Source organism: Pontibacillus sp. ALD_SL1 (genome assembly GCF_017355605.1).
Map to the genome: position 1 here is coordinate 1404821 of NZ_CP062974.1, position 21487 is coordinate 1426307.

Here is a 21487-nt window from a genome sequence, read left to right on the forward strand (position 1 = left end):
CCTTGCATTGCTTTTTTTGTGTGTAAATTTATCTTTAGGGAGGAGATTTAAGATGAAACGTAGTCCGATTTTATTTTTAGTTGAGATTGCCATGTTTGCTGCATTAGGTGCGGTTCTTAGTTTACCCTTTTTAACGATTCCGTTATGGGTACAAGGGGGATCCATCGCTTTTTCTATGGTGCCGATTTTCTTTATGGCTTACCGTTGGGGGCTAAAAGGAGGCTTAATGACAGGTCTCTTAGTAGGTGTATTTAACTCCTTGATTAATCCCTTTATCGTTCATCCTGTGCAGTATGTAATGGACTATCCTCTTGCATATGCTGTTGTAGGAGTGGCAGGTTTGTTCTCAAAACCAGCTCTAAAAGCTGTTCGTGAGGGGCATGCAAAAGCGTTTACGATTTACATCATTTTGGGAACGCTTATTGGTAGTGGCCTTCGATTCATGAGCCACTTTGTAGGTGGGATAGTATTCTTCTCTTCATTCGCACCAAAAGGTACACCTGCTTGGATTTATTCCTTAACCTATAACATCGGCTATATGCTCCCATCTTTCATTATCAGCGCTGTGATATTAAATATTATCTTATACAAACAGCCGAAGTTACTACATTTCGGCGGATCCCAATCCATTAAATCTGCCTAAATATTATAAAATATAACTGTTAGTTCATTACGTGTCGCAGGGGAGAATCCCACCTGCGGCACGTTTTTTGTTTCAATATAGAGTTTGAAAGTGGTTTGATTGAGGAAGAACTAGCCTTGAAAGGGCTTCGTTTACGAGCGTCATTAGTTTAGGGAAATTAAGAAGAATCTTATTTGAAAATAGATGAAAGTAGATTTAAAGAAAAGTTTATAAATAATTCTTGGAAAAAGGTTCATAAATTCATAAAAAGGGTAAAGGTGTATGTGGAATATATCTTAAAAGGGGGAAATTAACAAATGAGTCAAAACCAAACACTAACGGCGCAAACATTTCTCTCTAAACTTCTTACTCAGTACGCAACATTACATGAAAAAGCAATAGGTGATCGTGCCGAAGAATATATAAAACAACTAGGAATACGGACAGGAGAATGGATGGAAGGCCATTATGTAGATGCTAAATCTACATGGTCTGTCGATCAATATGTCAATGTAATTCTTGCCATTAAGAATGATATCGGTGGACAATTTGAAATAGAAGAAGTAACACCTGAAAGAATCGTTGTTAAAGGAACTCAATGTCCATTTGGGGATATGGTGAAGGATGCTCCTCACTTGTGTCAGATGACATCTAGTGTTATCGGAGGAATCGCTTCAAGGCATTTTGGATACTCAAAAGTCAAACTCGATAAACGGATTGCTGTTGGAGACGATCACTGCCGTGTCGTAGTTCACTTGAATCAGAACGAAGAGCACGGAGGAGAGGAGTATTATAATTTACCCGTCACTCCAGAAAATGGAGATCCGTTCCAGTGGGAAGAGGAAACGATTAAAATGTTGGGAGAAGAGTTACGTAAGAGCGACGAGATGATTGCAGACCTCGTTTCAGAAATCGAAGATCTTCGTTCGCAAGTTCGCATGCAAGAAAGAAAGAGCAAAAGAGACTTCCGATAAGGGAGTCTCTTCTATTGTCTAATCTTTAAGCATATTTGTAATGGATTCATAGCATAAGTCTTTATACATCTTATGCAGACTATGATCCCCACTCATTACCCATTGTATAATACACCCATCAATTAGGCTCCTAATCGCTTTAGCTCCCTTTTCAGTGTCTACATTAAGAAACTTTCCTTCACTTTTCCCTTTAGAAATAATAGATTGCCCAATAGCAAAACAATTGTTGTAAAACCGCTGATTGATTTCTTGAAAACGGGGTATTTTAGGAACGTAAGAGAGAAAATCCAGATATACTTTGTAAAATCGGTCATTCTCCCTCGGCCCAACGAATACAGCGTTCACATAGGCTGATAACATATCATCTGCCGTATGAGCATCTTGTACCGCATTTGCTTCTTTTTGATAGATCTTATTGGTTAGCCATTCTAATAGGTGAGCAAAGACATCTTCTTTATTTTTAAAGTAGTAATTGGTTACGCCTTTGCTTACGCCAGCATAATTTGAGATGTCCTGAAGTGTAACTGCGCTATACCCTTTATCTGCTATCGCTTCAAATGTTGCCTGAAGCAATTGTTCTTTTCGTTGTTGCTCTCTTTTTTTCATGTCAGCCTCCGAATTGTCTATAGTACCTCTATTGTATAAAAATTATACCGGTGGGACAAATTAATTGACATTTATATTTTGACCAGTCAGAATAAAAAATGAGCCAGAAGCAAAGATTACTCTATTAAGAGGAGGAATTAGAATATGACATTCCGCGCTTTATTAGCTACAAAAGAACAAGATCAAGTTACAACGAATGTAATAGAACGACAAGAATCAGAGCTTCCAGAAGGTGATGTGACCATTCAGGTAGCCTATTCAAGTGTAAACTATAAAGATGGATTAGCTACAAACCATAAAGCGAAAGTGGTACAAGATTATCCAATCGTCCCTGGAATTGACCTTGCAGGTACAGTTACGTCTTCTAATGATGAACGTTATAAAGAAGGAGACGAGGTAATTGTAACAAGTTATGAATTAGGTGTTTCTCATGATGGTGGATTTAGTGAATACGCACGTGTTCCCGCTGATTGGGTTGTACCTTTGCCAGATGGTCTATCTCTTCGTGAAGCCATGACATTTGGTACAGCCGGCTTCACAGCAGCTTTATCTGTTCACCGTTTAGAACAAAATGGATTAACTCCTGAAGATGGTCCTGTACTTGTTAGTGGAGCTACTGGTGGCGTAGGTAGTATGGCAGTGGCCATGCTTTCGAAAAAAGGGTATCACGTAGTTGCCTCCACAGGTAAAGAGTCTGAACACGATTATTTACGTACAATAGGAGCTACAGAAATTATCTCTCGTGAAGAGGTAACACCTGAGAAAGTGCGCCCTCTCCAATCGCAAAAATGGGCAGCAGCTATAGACCCTGTGGGAGGCAAACCATTAGCAAGTGTGTTAGCTTCTGTTCAATATGGAGGTTCTGTTGCAGTAAGTGGCTTAACAGCAGGTGTAGAAGTTCCGACAACGGTTATGCCATTCATACTTCGAGGCGTTGATTTATTGGGAATTGACTCTGTCTATTGTCCAATGGATATGCGTAAGCAAGTATGGGATCGCCTTGCTACTGACTTAAAGCCAGATCAAATGAACGAAATAGAGAATGAAATTACTTTAGACGAACTTCCTCAATCGCTTACTGATATATTACAGAACAAAGTAAAAGGTCGTACGATTGTGAAAATGTAACATGATGAGAAGCCCTTCTATAACAGAAGGGCTTCTTTTGTGTCTTTAAATAGTATAATGTAGTGGGAAGTACTGTTTTTTGCTTGAAAAGTCTTCAAGTGTTCCTGTAGCTATAAAAAGTAAGGTTGAATGGTAGAAAGAAAACTCGTCCGCGAGATAAAAAGGCCTTACAATAGGAAAAGACTGTATATCATAAGAGTTAAATTTTAGTAGTGTAGTTATTGAGTTACATAAATGAAATAAGGAGTTTAAGGTGATGAAGTTTAAGCAACATACGACATATCCTTTGACAAGGTGGGTCTGGCAAAACTTTTTGAAAGTCGCTTTGATCCCTTTGCTAGTAGTGGAACTAGCATTTGTTGGGATCTACTTTGTAGCGAGCGAATGGTCAAAGAATGAAATGATCGACATGATAAAAAGTGAGGCAGAAGAAGACATGAGAGAATCCGCTTCAAGGGAAGCGGAGATCATCTCTAATCAAGTTCGGTCTATTTCAAATGCAACGAAGTTATTTCAAGAAGAAATAAAAGAAACATTTCAACAACCCTCCACATTGGACGATATCGATCAAATAGATTCCAATAGAATGAAGGAAACGGAAGAAGGAGTACTGTATACTGATCATGATCAGCCGGACGGTGGGGCTTCGATTTTCTATAGTACAAGAAAGGGGCAAGAGCGTGAGAAGCTGGCTCAGTTACTCAAAAGCCAAGAGTTAATGGAGAACATTTATAACTCGCAGCCATTAGCCTCCTCTATTTATTTTAATACATCTGACTCCCTTAATATCATCTATCCATTCGTAGATGAAATGGAAGAATTCCCTTCTGACCTAGATATTACAAAATATAATTTTTATTATAGAGCTGACGAGGACCACAATCAGAATCGGGAGCAGTTATGGACGCCTGCTTATTGGGATCCGGCTGGTAATGGATGGATCTTCTCTTCTATTGCACCTGTGTACAACAAGGATCAACTAGAAGGTGTCGTAGGAATCGATATAACCATAGGTACAATAGGAGATAAAATCGAAGACCTCGATCTTCCTTGGCAAGGAGTGGGGGTGCTTGTACAAGATGATGCTGAGATTTTAGCCTTATCTGAGGACGGGGAGGAATTATTAGAGTTAGAAGCACTTGAGGATCAGGAACATGATGGTTCAAATGCTGGAGACATCTATAAGCCAAATACATTCAATATGTTAAAACATCCTTATGCAAAGCCACTTGCAACGGTGTTAGTTGGGCAGGAAAATGGGTTGAAGACTCTGGAATGGGAAGGTGAGAAGAAATTTGCAGCTTGGTCGACCGTCGAAGGGACAGGTTGGCGCTTTTTAATTTTTGTAGATGAGTCTTCTATTTTTAAAGATGTCTACACGATGAATGAGAAGTTAGTGAAAATTGGTGCCCTAATGATTTTGGGTTTAATTTTCTTCTATATCTTTTTCTTCATCGTATTGTACCGGAATTCTCATAAAGTTAGTCAAACCATATCCAAGCCTCTTGTAGAGATGAATCAAATGGTGAAGGAAATAGGGGAAGGGAACTATTTCCAAAGAAGGCGAGCCTTTGATATTGACGAGTTAGATGAAACGTCTAAAAGCATAATTGAAATGGGGCAAAATTTAGGGCTTTCTAATAAAGCTTTAAAAGAAGCACAAGATGAGATTCGTTCTAAGGAAGGAGATCTTCGAGCGCTTGTTATGTCTATTGATGATGTCATTATGCAGTTGGACCGAAAGGGTACCTATCTCAACGTATGGACAAACGATGAAGGAAAGCTCTCTAAGCCAAAAAACGAACTTCTGCAGACAACGATCGGTCAAGTTTTCTCTGAAGAAGAGGCCAATCTATTTATGGAAACGATCGACTACGTAAACGAAACAGGGAAAGCAGAAAATATTGAATATGTTATTGAGACTTTAACTGGCACGAGGTGGTTCCAAGGGAGGATTGCTCCGATTATTGAATCATCTGGTGAATTTCAACATTTTGTCTTAACCGCTCGAGATATCACCCCATTAAAGGAAATGGAGAAATCTCTCCGGGATGCAAAAGAAGAAGCCGAGCGTGCAAGTCAAGCTAAATCGGATTTCTTATCTAGTATGAGTCATGAATTGAGAACGCCTATGAATGCAATATTAGGATTTGCTCAGCTTTTACAATATGACAGTGATCATCAGTTGAGCCCTACTCAAGATGAGAGTGTTGAGGAAATTATAAAAGCAGGAAATCATTTGTTAACCATTATCAATGATATCTTAGATTTAGCTCGAGTGGAGTCAGGTAAGATGTCGATTTCCATTGAGCCAGTCGAGGTTTCACCTGTGATTAATGAAGTTGTTAGCATCACACAGCCACTTGCTAAAAAGCGGGATATTAAACTCATCGTAGAAGAAAGTGCTTGTCACAACCAATTTGTGTTTGCTGATCGAACAAGACTAAAGCAAGTTCTTCTAAATTTAATGTCAAACGCTGTAAAGTATAATCATGAAGGTGGAGAAATTACATTCACTTGTCATGTTCACAATGATAAGGTTTCTTTCTCAGTTATAGATACAGGTATTGGAATTGGTGAGGAGGAAATGGACAGTATTTTCGAGCCGTTCACTCGCGTTCCAAGTAATGATATTGTAGAAGGGACTGGGATTGGATTAACGTTATCGAAGCAGCTAGTATCCTTAATGGATGGTTCAATTTCTTTAACAAGTGAATCAGGTAAAGGGAGTACCTTTTGGATTGAACTTCCGCTTGTGAATAAACCTGATCGTTTATCAGGTCAATGGTATGATCAACGAGATAACGTTCCAATACAGTTTGCAGAACAGAAAAAAGTGTTGTATATAGAAGACAACCCGGCTAACTTAAATTTAGTCAGGCGCATAATGGAAACATACGAGCAAATTGAATTAATTTCATCTACTACAGGTGAGATGGGAATTGATCTAGCACAAGCTCATGAGCCTAACCTTATATTAATTGATCTTAATTTACCAGGTATAGATGGTTTCACCGTTCTCTCGCGTCTAAAGGACATGCATGAAACGCGTGATATTCCTGTAATAGCCATTAGTGCAAACGCTATGCCTCGAGACATTGAGAAAGGATTAGCGGCTGGGTTTGACGATTATTTGACGAAGCCGATTCAAGTAGGGAAGTTTATGAAAATGGTTGAAACTAATTTATTTAAACAATCTGATTAAAGGAAAAGCAGCTGAGTAGTCTACCTCAGCTGCTTTTTTTCGTGAATTAGTTATATGTCGTCGTTTATTTATCTTCATTAAATTTTTGTATTTACCTAAACAAAATGGTAGCTTTATCGTATACTAATTATTAGGAAACTAGTCTTATTAGGATGATGTGAAGAATGAAGTATCGAGTATTAATAGCCGATGATCAAGATGCCTCGCGTAAGTTGCTAAGGCAAATGGTTGAGAAGATTGCTGGTGATGCATTTGAAATCATCGATGAAGCAACAGACGGGGAACAGCTTGTTGAGAAAGTGATTGTCTCTGAACCTGACCTAGTTCTATGTGACATTGAAATGCCAAAACAAAAGGGAAATGAAGCAATCCGAGCTTGTAAAGAAGTAAATGCAGACCTTCAGTTTATTTTTACTACAGCGTACGACACATTTGCGGTAGAGGCTTTTAATTTAAATGCGGTTGATTATGTTATGAAGCCTATTCAAATGAACCGTTTGCTCCTATCTTTAGAAAGGGCAAAGAAAGTATTGCGCCAGCTTAATACTGAAAAGCAAGAAACGAAATCAAAGGAATATCAACGAATCCCGATCCGCTTTAATCGTTCACTGTACTATGTCCAGGTGGATGACATTTTATTTATAGAGAAAAGTGACAGAAAAGCAGTTATACATACGTCTTATGAACAGTATTCCTCCCCTGAAACACTTGAATATTTCATGGAGTATTTAGATAACAAATTCGTCCAGTCTCACAGGTCTTTCATCATCAATTTAGAACGAATTTCGAGGATTCAAACATCAGGGAAAAGTTATTTGGTTTTCTTTCATGGATATGAAGAGCCAGCTCAAATATCAAAGCAAAACATTCAACGCATTCAAAATATGATGAATGACTTTTTGTAATGGTTTAAAGCTCGTTGTGATCAGACGGGCTTTTTGGTTTTTCTATATAAGCTCACTTTTATGGAAGACTTGAATTCAAGATGATTACGTTTTGCTATGAATAGAGATACGCTCCCGTCAACTTTTATGGAGCGTAAGGTGGGGAGAGACGGTAGCGAGCCACATCTAGTAAGTGGGGCTTTAATGCAACCATGATGAGGGGCTGTTCATCCAATAAACGTAACGGCCCCATACACAATGAAGTGTCGCGGCTTCGAGTCTTCAAAATTACTGTCTTATTTTTTAGAAGAAGCGTGTTCTAAAAAATAACAACATTAAACTTTACAGATCCTTTTGTGTAGAAATGTACTCCTTATACTCAAAAATTTTTAATCCGTCTAGGACATATGTCAATTTTTTATTAAATATTGCATTAAATGGTCTTTTTTTTTGTTTGAAATGCTCTTCTAAATGTCTTAAAGGGGGTAAGAATTGGTCTAAAGTACCATTTTTATTTTGAATTAAAAGGAATAAACTGATACATTATAAACAAGATCAATGAGAGGTAAATAGAGAGTTACTTATTTAATGATTTCAATTACCTGATTTGATTTGAGTATAGGGTTCTTTCGAAAACCACCATCAACGATTCGTAAGGACCGATCGGGGAAACATACTCAATTGAATACTTGATCTTACCCACATAGGCCGTTTAGGTGGGTCATCACTTTTGGTAAGAGTGAGCTCACCTTTCCAAGAAAAAGAGATAACTAGAGAAAACACGTTTGGATTGGCTAAAAAGAGACGACGATATATAGAGACAAAGAAGAAAAAGGCTGTGCATTTGCACAGCCTTTTTCTAATGCTTTTATAGGATCACACACCACTCTGGGCATTCGTGCATAGTGTAATAGCACACACAGAATGTGTAGAAGAAAAGGGTGGTGATCCTGAAGTGGAATTAACCGTTACGCATTGGATGTATGGGATCATAACGATCGTTATCATTGCCACGATGATGTTAAGAAAAGGGGTTGTGTTACCGACTCTACTTGGTACGTTTTTAATTGCCTGGGTATATAAGGGGGGGATAATAGGTGGCTTTACGTCTGTCTTTAATGCAAATCTTGTAGCAGCGAAAGAGCTATTTAATATCTTCTTAATTATTACGTTTATGGTTGCTTTACTGCAGGCATTAAGTGATTTAGGGGCTGATCGAAGGATGATTACCCCGATTCAAAAAGTCATGACAAATGGGCACATCGCTTACTTCGTGTTAGCAGCTGTTACTTATGTTATATCTTTATTCTTCTGGCCAACACCAGCAGTTCCTTTAATCTGTGCCCTTCTAGTACCTGCTGCCGTTCGAGCTGGATTACCTGCTATGTTAGCAGCCATGGCTGTTGCTCTTGCAGGGCAGGGGATGGCCCTGTCATCTGATTACATTATGCAAGTTGCACCTGGACTCTCAGCAGCCTCAGCAGGTATAGAAACAAGCGAAGTCGTAGACAAAGCGTTTATATTATCGATTATTACAGGTGTGATTGCTCTAGGTATGACATATTTATTCTACCGTTCTAGCATAAGATCGCCACTTGATCAGCGAAACGAAGTAGAATTGCGATCTTTGCAAGGCTTAGGGGCAGGGACTGAATCGACAAGGGAAGCAAAGAGCAACGAAATAGGTATGTGGAGTAAACTATTTGCTGTACTGGTTCCTTTATCTATGCTAGGCGTGATGGTCTTCATGATTACAACGAAATTGAATTCAGGGCGAATGGGAGGATTAGAAGGAGGAGACGGCGCGGCTTTTATTGGCGGAGTAGCTGTTATCCTACTTTTACTAGCGACTGTAGCCTTTGGACGTCACCATTCACTTGACTATATTACTGAGCATATAACAGATGGGTTTGTATTTGCATTTAAGGCTATGGGACCTGTTATTCCGATTGCTGGATTTTTCTTTTTAGGAAGCTCAGACTTTTCTGGTACTATATTGTCTCTTGGTGATGCTTCGCCTCCAGCATTTTTGTTTGATCTTGTACAATCAAGTCAGGATATTTTGCCTCAAAGCTCGATTCTAGTAGCTTTTAGTATCCTGTTAATTGGAATTATAACGGGGCTTGATGGATCAGGGTTTTCCGGTTTACCTCTAACGGGGGCTCTTGCAGGAGCGATGGCTTCTTCAGGATTGGATGCAGGAACACTTGCGGCCATCGGTCAAATGGGATCAATTTGGACTGGTGGAGGAACGATTATAGCTTGGTCATCCGTCATTGCAATTGCTGGTTTTTGTGGTGTCTCAGTAATGGAACTTGTACGGAGAAACTTTCTTCCAGTCATAATTGGCCTAATAGCTGCAACAGTGTTTGGTATACTATTTTTGTAAACATTCATACAGGTGGACATATGTTCACCTTTTTTTTGTGACCTTACATCTTTATGAATGTTAAAATAAAAATATCTTAGTAATTGATGAAACATATTGAAATAATGAAACGTATAAAAGGTATGAAGCAATAAAGAAGAAAGGAATGATAACGATGTTTAAAAAGATTATGGCGAGTATTGGTGTAGGGGCTGCGAAAGTAGATACACAGTTAGAGAAAGAACGCTTTTCAGCTGGTGAAGAGGTGCGAGGTAAGGTTGTGATGAAAGGCGGAAATGCAGAGCAACAAATTGATCGCATCAATTTGTTTTTAATGACAGAAGTTGTGAAAGAAAAGGATGATCGAAAAGTACGTGAAGAAGAGATTATTCACAGCTTCAACATCACAGAATCCTTTACATTGAAGGAAGGAGAGGACAAAGAAATTGATTTCTCCTTTAAGCTTCCTTTAAATACTCCTGCAAGTTTTGGGCGCCTTCCGATCTGGTTCCAGACAGGTCTTGATATTCCAATGGCTTTAGATCCTCAGGACCGTGATTTTATTCATGTGGATCCATCTGAATCTGTCCAGACCATTTTAACGGCTCTTCAACATGAGCTTGGGTTCTCTTTACGTAAAGTAGAGATGGAAGAGGCGCGTCACCGTCAAATTGTACAAGAATTTGAGTTCTTGCCAGGAGGACGTTTCCGCGGCGATCTTGATGAGTTAGAAGTAGTATTCTTCCCACAAGAAGACGGTGTAGAACTTCTTCTAGAAGTAGACCGCCGTGCTAAAGGTTTAGGAGGTTTATTAGCAGAAGCACTTGACGCTGACGAGAGTCATGTTCGTACACGCCTAACCAATGCTGATATTGCAAAAGGAGAACGATCTGTTGCAAGTCAGTTAGAACAAGTGATTGCGAGATTTGCTAAGTAAACGATTAATTCAGGGATAAAGGTAAGCCAATGGCTTTCCTTTTTTTATGTCATCCTACTCGTTACCCGTTTTTTCGTTTCGAGAATGAAAAACGTATTTCCCATTTACAAAACTTGGAGTTTAGTTTACTATCTAATTAGATATTCATCGAATTTGGAGGTCTGTAAATGCAATTAGACAAAGTGGTCAACTTTCATAAAGTGGTGGGGGATCCAACAAGAATTCGTATTATTTCACTTCTTAAACAAGGCCCACTCCATGGTCAGGCAATTGCCAACAAGTTAGGCTTAAAACCACCAACGATTACTCATCACGTAGCGAAATTGAAACAAATTGGGATTGTGTATCAAAGAAGAGATAAGAATACGATCTATTTTTACTTAGATCAAAAGAAATTGGAATATAGTGCTAACGCTATTTTACAACTTGGGGAGGTGACAAATGTGCGTCCTGAAATGAGTGTAGAAGATAAAGATAAGTTATCAATTGTGAAAAACTTCTTTGCGACAGATGGTACGCTTAAGCAAATTCCAAGTCAAAGGAAGAAGAAGCTCGTCGTACTGTCTTATATGATTAGAGGTATAGAGACAGGGAAACTGTATGAGGAAAAAGAAATAAATGAGTACATTAAGCAGTATCATGAAGACTACGCAACCATTCGCCGTGAATGGGTGATGAATCATTTTATGTATAGAGAAAACAACCAGTATGAACTTAACCCTAAAGAAATGTGGCCGATAGAATTTTAAGAGTGTCAGTTAGACACTCTTTCTTTTAGATAACTAATTTGATTAGTATCTAATCAGTTTGGCTATAAAGATCTTATATAGGATAAAGCCTACTTAAATGCTAGAGATTGTTTACACTTAACTAATTTGATGAATATCTAATTAATAAGGTGAGGAGGTAATTTTATGATTTCAACATCTCATTCTCCTTATAGAAAATTATTTGCTGCAGGAATTATTAATGGAATTGGTGATCGATTTAATCAAGTGGCTGTTTTAACAATGGTTTTGACAATTACAGGGTCAGGAGTCGCCGTGGGTGGGGCGCTAGCGATCCGTATTGTCCCTTATTTATTTTTCTCACCGGTTGGGGCATGGCTTGCTACAGTGGTTTCGTTAAGGAGAATTATGGTGGGCACAGACATAGTGCGTATATTCTTTGCACTTTCTCTCTTATTGGTCGAAAGTCGTCAAGATCTTTGGATCGTCTATACCATTTTATTTCTGTTAGCTGCTTCAGAAGCAGTTTACCAGCCCGTTCGACGTACATATTTGTCACGTCATATTAAACGAGACGACATGTTAAACGTAAATAAGTTAGAACAAGTTTTGTTAGGGATTGTTCTTATTTTAGGTTCTGCAGGGGGAGGGGTTGTTTCATATCTGTTCAGTCCACAACTTGTATTCGTTGTAAATGCATTTACATTCCTTTTTGCTGCTTTAATTCTGTTGCAAGTTTATGAAGAGAAGTCGAAGTTTAGGTCATCGATAAAAGCCGTTCCTGCTGTTATTCAAAAAGGCTGGGAGATTACTATGAGACATCCACTATTACGTAGGATATTTTTCATAGACGCTTGCATATCAATGGCAGATGGTATATTTAATGTTCTTATTAGTGTGTACGCTTATCAGAGATTCCAAATGGGAGATGTAGGGATAGGTGTATTTTATGGAGCCTTAGGCGTTGGGCTTGTATTAAGTATGTGGGTGCCGGTAGCGCGATTTAAATATCTAATGCCTGTTGCAGTGGGGGCGATTTTGACTGAAGGGATTTTCCAAGTGTTCCTTAGCCAGGTTAACGGGTTTTATTATGCCATCTTCCTCTTTATTCTTGTTTCTTTAAGTGGAGGTGTGGGGAAAGGTGCGATGGACACAATGGTTATGAAACAATTATCTAGTCAACACCAAAGTGCTGTTTATTCTTTGTTTGATATGGTAACTAATGTCGTTATGGGTCTGTCTATGTTTGGGGCCGGATTACTGCTGACTTATTATTCACCTACCACATTAGGCATAGTAGCGGGTATCACCTTCGTAGGAGTGGCGGCTATAGGTGGATGGGCAGTGTATGGGAAATCACAGTTGGAGGAAGGCAGAGTAAACGAAATTAATGCCCCTAGATAAAGGATTTGGCTGAAAAAGAACTTTGTCGAATTATGTCTGATTGTATTAAGTCTCTAAGAATATTGATATCCGTATTGAATTTTCAGAAATTTTGGCGGATAATAGATGAAAAGGTAGAAAACGTTCACCTTTGAGGAGGCGACTTCCCATGAGATTCAAAGTTATTGCATATTATAATCAGATGACGAAGATTACATTTCAGAGTACTGACAACCAGGATCTCGTTTTTAATGATTTTGGAGCCGCCAAATGCTTTGTGAATGAACTCAAAGAATTAGGAAGCTACGAACGTTATTCATTTCAAATTGTCTCAATGGATCAAGAATTGATGCTGCCCTCCTCAACTTCCTCTCCACATGAGAAGAAGTACCTTTATTCATATTAACCAGAGCTGTCTCTAAAGCTGTGCACACTTTAGAGACAGCTTTTTTTGTTTGGCATTGTGTGAATGGGATCGTTCCGATTGTTTAGTAAGCCAAGCGTTTAATCATTCGATAAATAGGATAAAAGGTAGATAAAAGAACGAGGAGGGGAAGTATGGCCATATTCGCAGAAGACGCCTTGCTAGGGAAGCATATTATTATTACAGGAGCTACAGGTGGGATCGGATATGAGACAGCAAAAGCAGCGGTACAAGCTGGTGCTACGATTACAATTACAGGACGAGATTCTGAAAAGCTCTATCAACTGAAAGATGAATGCATCGCACTCGATGGTCGTGCTCATGTATTAAGTGTATCAGCTGATATAAATAAAGAAGAAGATAGGGAACGAATTGTTCGTGAGGCTATTAAGGAAATTGGACCTGTATATGGGCTTGTTAATTCAGCTGGAAAAACAGGTGGTGGAGCCTTGGAAGATCTTTCAGAAGAAGAGCTTCGTTCAACGATAGAACTAAATTTCTTCTCCACCGTTTTATTTACACAATCGGTATATCAAGAAATGAAACAACATCAAAAAGGGGCCATTGTGAACCTTTCCTCTTTATCTGGTTTAAGAGGTACCTACGGAAATACAGCTTATAGTGGGTCGAAATTTGCAATAACTGCTTTTACTCAATCGTTTGCTCATGAAGCGATTCAACATAAGATACGAGTGAACGCTGTGTGTCCTGGTTTCGTTGATACAGAAATGGGGAGGAACTCCATTGCTTCTATAGGTGAACGGGAAGGAAGAGGTTTTGAGGAACAGTTGGAGTTCGCAGAACAAGGGTTACCTTCAGGACGTATAACTCAACCTGAAGAAGTAGCCAACTCAATTCTTTTCTTACTTACTGAAGCTTCAGAGAATATTGTAGGAGAGTCATTAAAGATATCAGGTGGAGGGGTGATGAGATAATAAAAGCCTTGGAAGATTACTTCCAAGGCTTCTTTTATTGTTCTAAATTACTGTAATCAATATCTTCGTAAACATAAGTTTGCTTAGGTTTCTTGATCTCATGGATTGAGGAGAGTTCGATAATAGGCAATTGCCAGTCATTGAACATAGCCGTTTGAACGGTTCCATGCACTTCAATCCATGTATCTTCATTGTAATTAAGGACTTGCTTTCCTTCTGCCATAATGCCATAGATACCAGCATCGGCTACACAACAGCTTACTCCAAAACGGCCTACAACAATTCTTGAAGAGGGGAAATTAGGTTCCCTGTATACAAATCCTCGAATCACAATCGATTTACCTGCAAATGTTTCAGGTTCTTCCTCTAAAAGGTTAATCGTACTGATATAATTATCGTCATTTAACACGATCTTCTCTTCTGTACTCATTTCTTTGTATCGGTCTGGATACATGTCTTTGGGCGTAATTACGCTATTTTCTAGAGATGTTTCGTCTGGTTCAGCTGGAACTTCTGGTTGTTTCACGCCCTCTTGCTGATTGTTCTCAGTTGGGACTTCAACTCTAGATTCTGTTGTTTCTTCTATTTGAGCAAACTGATACCCTTTTTTCTTAGCGACAGAAGCCCCCAGGGTATGTTCTGAAAATAAAAATCCACTTATTACAGGAATAATAAATAACAGGTAGATACTTAAAGATTTAATTGTTGACGTTGAATAAGTATGCTCATGATTGCATCCGCATGCTGCTTCTTTTTCCCGGTCTCCTCTCAAAAATTGCCTACCACCAAGGATCATAAAAACGATTAAAGCGAAATAAAAGTAAGGAAGCATTTTAGGAGCGATGTAATTATAAATATTGCCTGTAACCATTAATTTAAATAGTAGTAACGTAAAGCCGAGTAAAATCACACTTCTAATAAAAATATGATGGTGACGTTTCATAAAGATTAGCCTCCTTAAAAGAAGTTTTGGTAGATCATAATGATGCTAAAGGTAGTTAACGTTATTACGAATACGAGTGAAGCTACAAATCTCGCTCTGAAATAGGCGAAGAGAAGGATTGTATTCTTTAAGTCTATCATAGGACCGTACACAAGAAAGGCTAGCAAAGAGGCTGGAGTCGCAAATGACTGAAACGAAGAGGCTACAAATGCATCTGCTTCAGAACATAAGGATAAAATATACGCCATTCCCATCATTGCAGCTGGTCCTGTATATACTCCGTTACCTATGGCAGCCAGAGTATCCCGGTCCATAAAAGTTTGCACAAGGGCTGCTAAGAATGCCCCGATTATTAAAAACTTCCCCATATCAAAAAATTCATCACTAGCATGATCAAACATTTCTTTGAATCGGTTCCTTGAGTGGTGGTGGTGTTCAACTTTACTTTTATTTTCTTTTAAAGGATTGGCACGCTCATACAAAAGGTACATCAACAAACCAATAAGCAGTGCGATTACAAAGGCTAGTCCCATCCTGGCGTAAGCAATAGAAGGGGTGGACTGAAAAGCATGGTAGGTAGACAGGTACACAATTGGGTTTAAGACGGGAGCGGAAACAAGAACGACCATCCCGACATGCATGGGCATCCCTTTAGCAATTAGTCTTCTGACAATAGGTACGATTGCGCACTCGCAAACAGGGAAAATTACGCCAATTGCGACTGCTGGTGCAAGGGCAAGTATTGGATTGCGAGGAATAAATCGGTTTAGATGCTCTTCTTTCACAAAGAGTTGAATAAGGGACGAGACAAATACCCCTAACAGAATAAACGGAATAGCTTCTAACACAATACTCAAGAAAATCGTATTCACATTTAATATATTTTCAGACGGTGAGAATCTTTCAGGAATCGGGAACAAATCACCGAATAAAAAGAGAGTGAAAAATAAAAGTAACAATATGTATCCTATCAATGTTGAGAATTTTTGAGAAATCATGTAGATCAAACACCTCCTAGATCGTAATCATTATCATTTAATACTATACTATTAAATCTAATCGATGTGTATACCTTTTTTTAAGAGTTTTACATGTAAACTGCTTGAATGGGTGTGTGTAACTACAGTAAATGAGATGAGGAATATTGTAATCCCTGTTCTACTGCAGAGTAAATTCTTAAAAAATGTACAGAAAGCGTTAGATTTACTATAATGTAAGAAGAAGACAGATAAAGGAATGATAGAATGAATTCCACTAGAGCATTAAAGGTTTTAAAAGAGCATGGTTACAAGCATACGAAACAGCGAGAGAGACTATTGACTTTGCTAGATCAACACGATGATATTTATGTTTCTGTGAAGCAGTTATGGGAAGAATTCAGTGAGGATTTTCCTGGTGCGAGTTATGATACGGTTTACCGAAATCTATATACACTAGCTGATATTGGCATTTTGGAAACGACGACTTTTGACGGTGAAAAACAATTTCGTTTCCATTGTGATACAAGTGATCACCACCACCATTTTATTTGTACAACTTGTGGGAAAACTAGCGCTATTCATTTGTGTCCTGTTGAAGATGTAGCATTATCTTTACCGGATCACCAAATTGAAAATCATAAGTTTGAAGTGTATGGTAAGTGCCCAGCATGTCATTAAACAGGGTCTTTTGGATAAAGACCCTGTCTTTTTTTGGTGAATAAAACGTAACGATTACTATTTACAAAACGTAATCGTTACGATAGAATGTGTTTTGTACTTATACATAACTCATTTGGAGGGGACAATGATGAAAATACGAATTCTAATGTTGGGCTCGATTTTACTGTTGCTCGGGCTTGTAGCTTGTGGAAATGCAGAAGATCAGAGCGCATCTAGCCTTGCATCAGAAGAATCTAATAAACTAACAATCTATACGACGTTATTCCCATTGCAAGATTTTGCTGAGCGAATTGGTGGAGAACACGTTGAAGTGGAGTCTATTTTACCGGCAGGGGCTAACCCACATACATTTGAGCCTACTACCAAAATGATGGTCGAACTTGCTGAAGCCGACGCATTTATTTATAACGGGGCAAACTTAGAAGCCTATGCGACGAAAATCTCTGAAGCAATCGGAGGAGAAGGCGTTGAAATTCTAGAAGCTTCAGAAGGTGTTGAGCTATTAACCCATGTCCATGATCACTCGGACGAGGGGGAAGAAGAATCCCACGAAGACCACGCTCATGAAGAAGGGGAAGAACCTCACGAGGACCACGCTCATGAAGAAGGAGAAGAATCTCACGAGGATCACGCTCATGAAGAAGGAAAAGAATCTCACGAGGACCATGCTCATGAAGAAGGAGAAGAATCCCATGAGGACCACGCTCATGAAGAAGAAGCTAATGAGAGTGGGAGTCATAATGACCAATCAGAAGAACATGTTGGTCATAACCATGGTGATCAGGATCCGCATGTTTGGCTAGATCCTGTTCGAGCTATTACGTTAGCAGAGAATATTAAAGATCAACTGGTAGAATTAAATCCGGAGGCTAAAGAAGATTTTGAAAAAAACTTTGATCAATTAAAGCAGGATTTAATGGAATTAGATCAAACATTCCATTCAAAACTTGAAGCAGCTGAATCAAACAAAATTCTTGTTTCACACGCAGCGTATGGCTATTGGGAAAAAGCATATGGGCTCGAGCAGATAGCTATTTCAGGGTTGTCTCCAACCAATGAGCCATCTCAGAAGCAATTAGAAAGTATTATAAAAAAATCACAAAAAAATAACATTGATAACATTCTTTTCGAACAAAACGTTACACCAAAAGTTGCGTCTGTTATTCAAAAAGAAATCGACGCTGACATAAAACGAATCCACAATTTATCGGTTCTTACTGAAGATGACCTTAATGCAGGTGAGGATTACTTTAGCTTAATGAATCATAATTTAGAAGTGTTATTAGAAGTATTAAATAAATAAAATACTTGAGTTTAATAGTTTCAACATTAAAGTCACCATAGTGGTGGCTTTTTTTTACGTTTAAAGGTGATCTAAAAAGGCACACAGAACGATTTCTTTATAACTCCCATCTTGTCGAGTTCTCATTGCCTCCCCTTAGTATGCTATGATATTGGTATTATTGATCGTAAAAGGAGAATGGTATGAAGGAGCGGGACTATGATCTTTATCAAAAGGTCTTAACAGGCGATAAACATGCGCTTGAGAAGATTTATGATAAATACGAGAAGTTGCTTTACTCCTTTGCCTATAAGACATGTGGGCAAAAGGAGATGTCAGAGGAAGTTATGCAAGAAGTGTTCATAAAAATATGGACTCAAAAGGCAACATATGATGAAACAAAAGGGAAATTTTCATCATGGATTATTACGATTGCCAGGTATACAGCGATTGATGTGTTACGTAAAAAGGAAAATCAAAACTATGCATTAGATGAAGAGTGGGATGCACCAAATGAGAAAGAACCTTCTGTTGAGGATCTCGTGGAATGGAAGGAAAGAGGGAGTATGATTAGGGAAGCTATGAAGCATCTTCCCAAAGAACAAAAGAAAATCGTCATGCTATTTTATTTTAAAGGATTGACACAGCAGCGGATCGCTGAACATTTAGATATATCTTTAGGGACGGTAAAGAGTCGAATTAGGTTAGCTTTAAAACGTCTGAAAAAAGAACTGGCCATCATCGAAGAGAAAGGGGGTGTGAGTGATGCCTGAACAATGTGATCGTCTAATTGATTATATAAGCGGCGAGCTTAATGAAGAAGAAAAACGAGCATTTGAAGATCATTTGAAAGAATGCTCTGAATGTCGTGAAGAAGTTGAAGAGATGGGCAGCATTATGGAAGACCTTCCATACGCTGCAGAGCCAGTAGAACCACCTGAAGGCATGAAGAACAGGGTGCTTAAGAGTGTGTTTGAGGAAGAACAAACGGAAGCGGATTCTGTACGTGATGAATTGGAACAATCTTATGAAGACGATAAAGGAGCATCGCTCACGACTCGCAAACAAGAGAAGCGTGCTAGAAAACCATGGACAGCGTTATTAGCAGCTGGATTACTATTATCCGTGTCAGGAAATGTTTACACTCTATTCAATGAAGAGGATAAAGATACCGGTACTGTGGTGGACAGCATAGACGAGGTAACGAATAAAGTCACGTTATCTGGGCAGCAAGAAGGATCTGCCTCTGCCTCTATAATTAAACAACAAGAAGATATGACGCTTGTTGTAGAAGCGGAACAGCTGAAGCAGTTACAAGGAGAAGAAGTTTATCAAGTATGGCTAATCAATGGAAAGACCCCATACAGAGCAGGTAGCTTTGTGACCAATCAAAATGGTGAAGGAGCTGTAGCATTTTCACTAGAGAACCTAAAAGATCAAGGGGATTTTGACACAATCGCCATTACGAAAGAGCCTGACGCAACAAGTGAAACACCTCAAGGAGACATCGTTTTGTCCTCGAAGCTATAAAGAAAAGAAGACCTGGACCAAAATTGGTTCAGGTCTTTTTTGGAATTAAATGGAATAAGTGTTAAGCTGAAAGGAGAAATGGGGGAGGTTTTCATGTTGAAAGTATTGAAAGGGTATTTGGTTACTATAGCAGAACTATTGGTATTTATTGTGATCGGATTTTTTATAAGTGAATATGGTCTTAGTTTTGCTTATGAACAAGCTGGTATTTCTTATATGGGTAATATAGGGAAAGTTTGGTTTGGAATCTCTTTATCTTTGTTTTGTCTCTATTCGATTATTACACATCGAAGTAAAGGGGAGAGTCATGAACTTCTTAAGGGAAGGATTGGCTCCAAAACGTTTTATGTTGTGTTCGTGATCTCCATCTATACAGTCCTGGCTCCACTCTTTGAAGGGGCATTATAAATTTTTTAAAAAAATGGTGATCCAAATAAAGATCCTCCTCGATAGCTTAGTGAATAAACAAAAACAAAGAGGAGTGGATCTTTCCATGAACATGAAAAAAGCACTTGTAACTGTACCTTTAAGTTTCTCTTTATTACTTCCGACAACAGCAAGTATTGTGAGCGCGGATGATCACAGCTCAGCAAAACCAACTGTCACGACAGAAGCTGTTGAATTACGTGCTTCCTTGGATCGCCTTTTAAGTGAGCACGCTTACCTGGCTGTTGAAACGATGAGAAAAGGGGCTGAAGGGGCAGAGGATTTTGAGGCATCGGCAAATGCCCTTAGCAGTAATACAGAAGGTTTATCAAAAGCGATTGCTTCTGTGTATGGTGAAGAAGCAGGTAAACAATTTAAACAGATTTGGTCAGATCATATTGGTTACTTCGTTGATTATGTAAAAGCTACAGGCAACGAAGACGCTGAAGCTAAAGAAGCAGCTCTTCAGGAATTAACTGAATACCGCAAAGACTTCTCCCAGTTCTTAGAAAATGCAACAGATGAACGCTTGAAAGCAGGAAAACTTGCAGATGGACTACAGATGCATGTTAACCAACTTATCGGAGCTTTTGATAGCTACGTAGCTGGCGATTATGAAAAAGCTTACGAATATGAACGTAAAGCGATTGAACACATGTACGGAGTAAGTAAAGGACTAACGAGTGCAATTGTCGATCAGTTCCCGGATCAATTCAATGAGACGAAGGCTGTAACACCAGCGGCTGATTTGCGCTCAAACTTAAACCATCTCATGAGCGAACACGCAGGTTTGGCTATGATGGCTATGCAAAATGGTATTGATGGATCAGAAGACTTCAAAGCATCTACACAAGCTTTAAGCCATAACACAGATGATCTTGCAGCAGCCATTAGCTCCATTTATGGTGAAGAAGCAGGTCAGGAGTTTAAGAAAATGTGGACGAACCATATCGGCCACTTTGTAGACTATGTAAAAGCTACCGGTGCTGATGATGAGGAGATGAAACAAAAAGCATTAGAAGCTCTTGATCAGTATCGTCAGGATTTCTCCATGTTCCTAGAGAAAGCAACAGAAGGAGAGTTGAAATCTGAAACTCTAGCAAAGAATCTACAGAGCCACGTTGACTACTTGATTACTACGTTTGATCAGTATGCACAAGAAGATTATGATATGGCTTATGAAACACTTCGTGAATCTTATGGCCACATGTTCGGAGCAGCAAAAGCTTTATCATCAGGGTTCGTAAATCAACACCCAGAGAAATTTAGTTCTGAAATGCCTTCAGAAATGCCAGATACGGGAATGGGTGGAGCAGAGCAGTCAAACAACTTCACTTGGATTATCCTATCTGTGTTAGCGATGCTAGCTGGTACAGCAGTCTTTGCACGTAAGCAATCCTATAACCAATAAGAGGAACTCCTCTATAGTTGAACAAAAAAAGAGGTCGAAA

20 protein-coding genes are annotated in these 21487 nt (G+C 38.9%); 17 read left to right on the forward strand and 3 right to left on the reverse strand.

Going from position 1 to position 21487, the window contains the following annotated elements; genetic code table 11:
* The first annotated feature begins 52 nt into the window (after window positions 1–52).
* Entirely contained in the window at window positions 53–643 is a 591-nt protein-coding gene (thiT, locus tag IMZ31_RS07075; protein ID WP_207529853.1) for an energy-coupled thiamine transporter ThiT, read from the forward strand.
* 296 nt (window positions 644–939) lie between these two features.
* Window positions 940–1596, forward strand: coding sequence for a methanogen output domain 1-containing protein (locus IMZ31_RS07080; protein ID WP_207529854.1), 657 nt, complete (start codon window positions 940–942; stop codon window positions 1594–1596).
* Window positions 1597–1614: 18 nt separating this feature from the next.
* Here IMZ31_RS07080 and IMZ31_RS07085 read toward each other — a convergent pair whose 3' ends face one another.
* A complete protein-coding gene (locus tag IMZ31_RS07085; RefSeq protein ID WP_207529855.1) occupies window positions 1615–2202 on the reverse strand; it encodes a TetR/AcrR family transcriptional regulator in 588 nt (195 codons plus the stop codon).
* A gap of 144 nt (window positions 2203–2346) precedes the next feature.
* Between IMZ31_RS07085 and IMZ31_RS07090 the strand changes: the two genes are divergently transcribed.
* From IMZ31_RS07090 to IMZ31_RS07130, 9 genes are all read left to right on the forward strand, one after another.
* A complete protein-coding gene (locus IMZ31_RS07090; RefSeq protein ID WP_207529856.1) occupies window positions 2347–3330 on the forward strand; it encodes an NADPH:quinone oxidoreductase family protein in 984 nt (327 codons plus the stop codon).
* A 256-nt stretch (window positions 3331–3586) separates the two neighbouring features.
* Window positions 3587–6535: an ATP-binding protein gene (locus tag IMZ31_RS07095; RefSeq protein WP_207529857.1), complete on the forward strand. Its 2949-nt coding sequence runs from the start codon at window positions 3587–3589 to the stop codon at window positions 6533–6535.
* Window positions 6536–6699: 164 nt separating this feature from the next.
* A complete protein-coding gene (locus tag IMZ31_RS07100) occupies window positions 6700–7440 on the forward strand; it encodes a LytR/AlgR family response regulator transcription factor (protein WP_207529858.1) in 741 nt (246 codons plus the stop codon).
* A gap of 934 nt (window positions 7441–8374) precedes the next feature.
* Window positions 8375–9808, forward strand: a complete 1434-nt coding sequence (locus tag IMZ31_RS07105) for a hypothetical protein (protein ID WP_207529859.1) — start codon at window positions 8375–8377, stop codon at window positions 9806–9808.
* A gap of 154 nt (window positions 9809–9962) precedes the next feature.
* Window positions 9963–10724, forward strand: a complete 762-nt coding sequence (locus tag IMZ31_RS07110; protein ID WP_207529860.1) for a sporulation protein — start codon at window positions 9963–9965, stop codon at window positions 10722–10724.
* A gap of 167 nt (window positions 10725–10891) precedes the next feature.
* Entirely contained in the window at window positions 10892–11473 is a 582-nt protein-coding gene (locus IMZ31_RS07115; protein ID WP_207529861.1) for a DUF2087 domain-containing protein, read from the forward strand.
* 165 nt (window positions 11474–11638) lie between these two features.
* Entirely contained in the window at window positions 11639–12856 is a 1218-nt protein-coding gene (locus IMZ31_RS07120; protein ID WP_207529862.1) for an MFS transporter, read from the forward strand.
* A 148-nt stretch (window positions 12857–13004) separates the two neighbouring features.
* Window positions 13005–13241, forward strand: coding sequence for a hypothetical protein (locus tag IMZ31_RS07125; RefSeq protein ID WP_207529863.1), 237 nt, complete (start codon window positions 13005–13007; stop codon window positions 13239–13241).
* 152 nt (window positions 13242–13393) lie between these two features.
* Window positions 13394–14194: an SDR family NAD(P)-dependent oxidoreductase gene (locus IMZ31_RS07130; RefSeq protein WP_207529864.1), complete on the forward strand. Its 801-nt coding sequence runs from the start codon at window positions 13394–13396 to the stop codon at window positions 14192–14194.
* A 34-nt stretch (window positions 14195–14228) separates the two neighbouring features.
* Here the strand turns inward: IMZ31_RS07130 and IMZ31_RS07135 are convergent, their stop codons facing one another.
* Both IMZ31_RS07135 and IMZ31_RS07140 read right to left on the reverse strand, forming a co-directional pair.
* Window positions 14229–15137, reverse strand: coding sequence for a TIGR03943 family putative permease subunit (locus tag IMZ31_RS07135; protein WP_207529865.1), 909 nt, complete (start codon window positions 15135–15137; stop codon window positions 14229–14231).
* Between the two features lie 14 nt (window positions 15138–15151).
* Window positions 15152–16135, reverse strand: coding sequence for a permease (locus IMZ31_RS07140; protein ID WP_207529866.1), 984 nt, complete (start codon window positions 16133–16135; stop codon window positions 15152–15154).
* Window positions 16136–16381: 246 nt separating this feature from the next.
* On the opposite strand from IMZ31_RS07140, the gene IMZ31_RS07145 reads away from it, so the two are divergent.
* The 6 genes from IMZ31_RS07145 (at window position 16382) to IMZ31_RS07170 (ending at window position 21447) form a co-directional block, all read left to right on the forward strand.
* Window positions 16382–16795 (forward strand): Fur family transcriptional regulator, encoded by a 414-nt coding sequence (locus IMZ31_RS07145; protein ID WP_207529867.1) that lies wholly within the window; start codon window positions 16382–16384, stop codon window positions 16793–16795.
* A gap of 130 nt (window positions 16796–16925) precedes the next feature.
* Window positions 16926–18101 (forward strand): metal ABC transporter solute-binding protein, Zn/Mn family, encoded by a 1176-nt coding sequence (locus tag IMZ31_RS07150; protein WP_207529868.1) that lies wholly within the window; start codon window positions 16926–16928, stop codon window positions 18099–18101.
* Between the two features lie 182 nt (window positions 18102–18283).
* Window positions 18284–18853: an RNA polymerase sigma factor gene (locus IMZ31_RS07155; RefSeq protein WP_188655687.1), complete on the forward strand. Its 570-nt coding sequence runs from the start codon at window positions 18284–18286 to the stop codon at window positions 18851–18853.
* Window positions 18846–19610 carry an anti-sigma factor gene (locus IMZ31_RS07160; RefSeq protein ID WP_207529869.1) on the forward strand — a complete coding sequence of 255 codons (765 nt, stop codon included), beginning with the start codon at window positions 18846–18848 and terminating at the stop codon, window positions 19608–19610. The genes IMZ31_RS07155 and IMZ31_RS07160 overlap by 8 nt, the downstream gene beginning before the upstream one ends.
* Window positions 19611–19703: 93 nt before the next feature.
* Window positions 19704–20018, forward strand: a complete 315-nt coding sequence (locus IMZ31_RS07165) for a hypothetical protein (protein ID WP_207529870.1) — start codon at window positions 19704–19706, stop codon at window positions 20016–20018.
* Window positions 20019–20103: 85 nt separating this feature from the next.
* Window positions 20104–21447 carry a copper amine oxidase gene (locus IMZ31_RS07170; RefSeq protein ID WP_207529871.1) on the forward strand — a complete coding sequence of 448 codons (1344 nt, stop codon included), beginning with the start codon at window positions 20104–20106 and terminating at the stop codon, window positions 21445–21447.
* The last annotated feature ends 40 nt before the right edge of the window (window positions 21448–21487 follow it).

What these genes read in the sequence shown, in the direction of transcription:
- thiT (WP_207529853.1), top strand. Translation starts at nt 53, where the DNA reads ATGAAACGTAGTCCGATTTTATTTTTAGTTGAGATTGCCATGTTTGCT.
- IMZ31_RS07080 (WP_207529854.1), top strand. Translation starts at nt 940, where the DNA reads ATGAGTCAAAACCAAACACTAACGGCGCAAACATTTCTCTCTAAACTT.
- IMZ31_RS07085 (WP_207529855.1), bottom strand. Translation starts at nt 2,202, where the DNA reads ATGAAAAAAAGAGAGCAACAACGAAAAGAACAATTGCTTCAGGCAACA.
- IMZ31_RS07090 (WP_207529856.1), top strand. Translation starts at nt 2,347, where the DNA reads ATGACATTCCGCGCTTTATTAGCTACAAAAGAACAAGATCAAGTTACA.
- IMZ31_RS07095 (WP_207529857.1), top strand. Translation starts at nt 3,587, where the DNA reads ATGAAGTTTAAGCAACATACGACATATCCTTTGACAAGGTGGGTCTGG.
- IMZ31_RS07100 (WP_207529858.1), top strand. Translation starts at nt 6,700, where the DNA reads ATGAAGTATCGAGTATTAATAGCCGATGATCAAGATGCCTCGCGTAAG.
- IMZ31_RS07110 (WP_207529860.1), top strand. Translation starts at nt 9,963, where the DNA reads ATGTTTAAAAAGATTATGGCGAGTATTGGTGTAGGGGCTGCGAAAGTA.
- IMZ31_RS07115 (WP_207529861.1), top strand. Translation starts at nt 10,892, where the DNA reads ATGCAATTAGACAAAGTGGTCAACTTTCATAAAGTGGTGGGGGATCCA.
- IMZ31_RS07120 (WP_207529862.1), top strand. Translation starts at nt 11,639, where the DNA reads ATGATTTCAACATCTCATTCTCCTTATAGAAAATTATTTGCTGCAGGA.
- IMZ31_RS07125 (WP_207529863.1), top strand. Translation starts at nt 13,005, where the DNA reads ATGAGATTCAAAGTTATTGCATATTATAATCAGATGACGAAGATTACA.
- IMZ31_RS07130 (WP_207529864.1), top strand. Translation starts at nt 13,394, where the DNA reads ATGGCCATATTCGCAGAAGACGCCTTGCTAGGGAAGCATATTATTATT.
- IMZ31_RS07135 (WP_207529865.1), bottom strand. Translation starts at nt 15,137, where the DNA reads ATGAAACGTCACCATCATATTTTTATTAGAAGTGTGATTTTACTCGGC.
- IMZ31_RS07140 (WP_207529866.1), bottom strand. Translation starts at nt 16,135, where the DNA reads ATGATTTCTCAAAAATTCTCAACATTGATAGGATACATATTGTTACTT.
- IMZ31_RS07145 (WP_207529867.1), top strand. Translation starts at nt 16,382, where the DNA reads ATGAATTCCACTAGAGCATTAAAGGTTTTAAAAGAGCATGGTTACAAG.
- IMZ31_RS07150 (WP_207529868.1), top strand. Translation starts at nt 16,926, where the DNA reads ATGAAAATACGAATTCTAATGTTGGGCTCGATTTTACTGTTGCTCGGG.
- IMZ31_RS07155 (WP_188655687.1), top strand. Translation starts at nt 18,284, where the DNA reads ATGAAGGAGCGGGACTATGATCTTTATCAAAAGGTCTTAACAGGCGAT.
- IMZ31_RS07160 (WP_207529869.1), top strand. Translation starts at nt 18,846, where the DNA reads ATGCCTGAACAATGTGATCGTCTAATTGATTATATAAGCGGCGAGCTT.
- IMZ31_RS07165 (WP_207529870.1), top strand. Translation starts at nt 19,704, where the DNA reads ATGTTGAAAGTATTGAAAGGGTATTTGGTTACTATAGCAGAACTATTG.
- IMZ31_RS07170 (WP_207529871.1), top strand. Translation starts at nt 20,104, where the DNA reads ATGAACATGAAAAAAGCACTTGTAACTGTACCTTTAAGTTTCTCTTTA.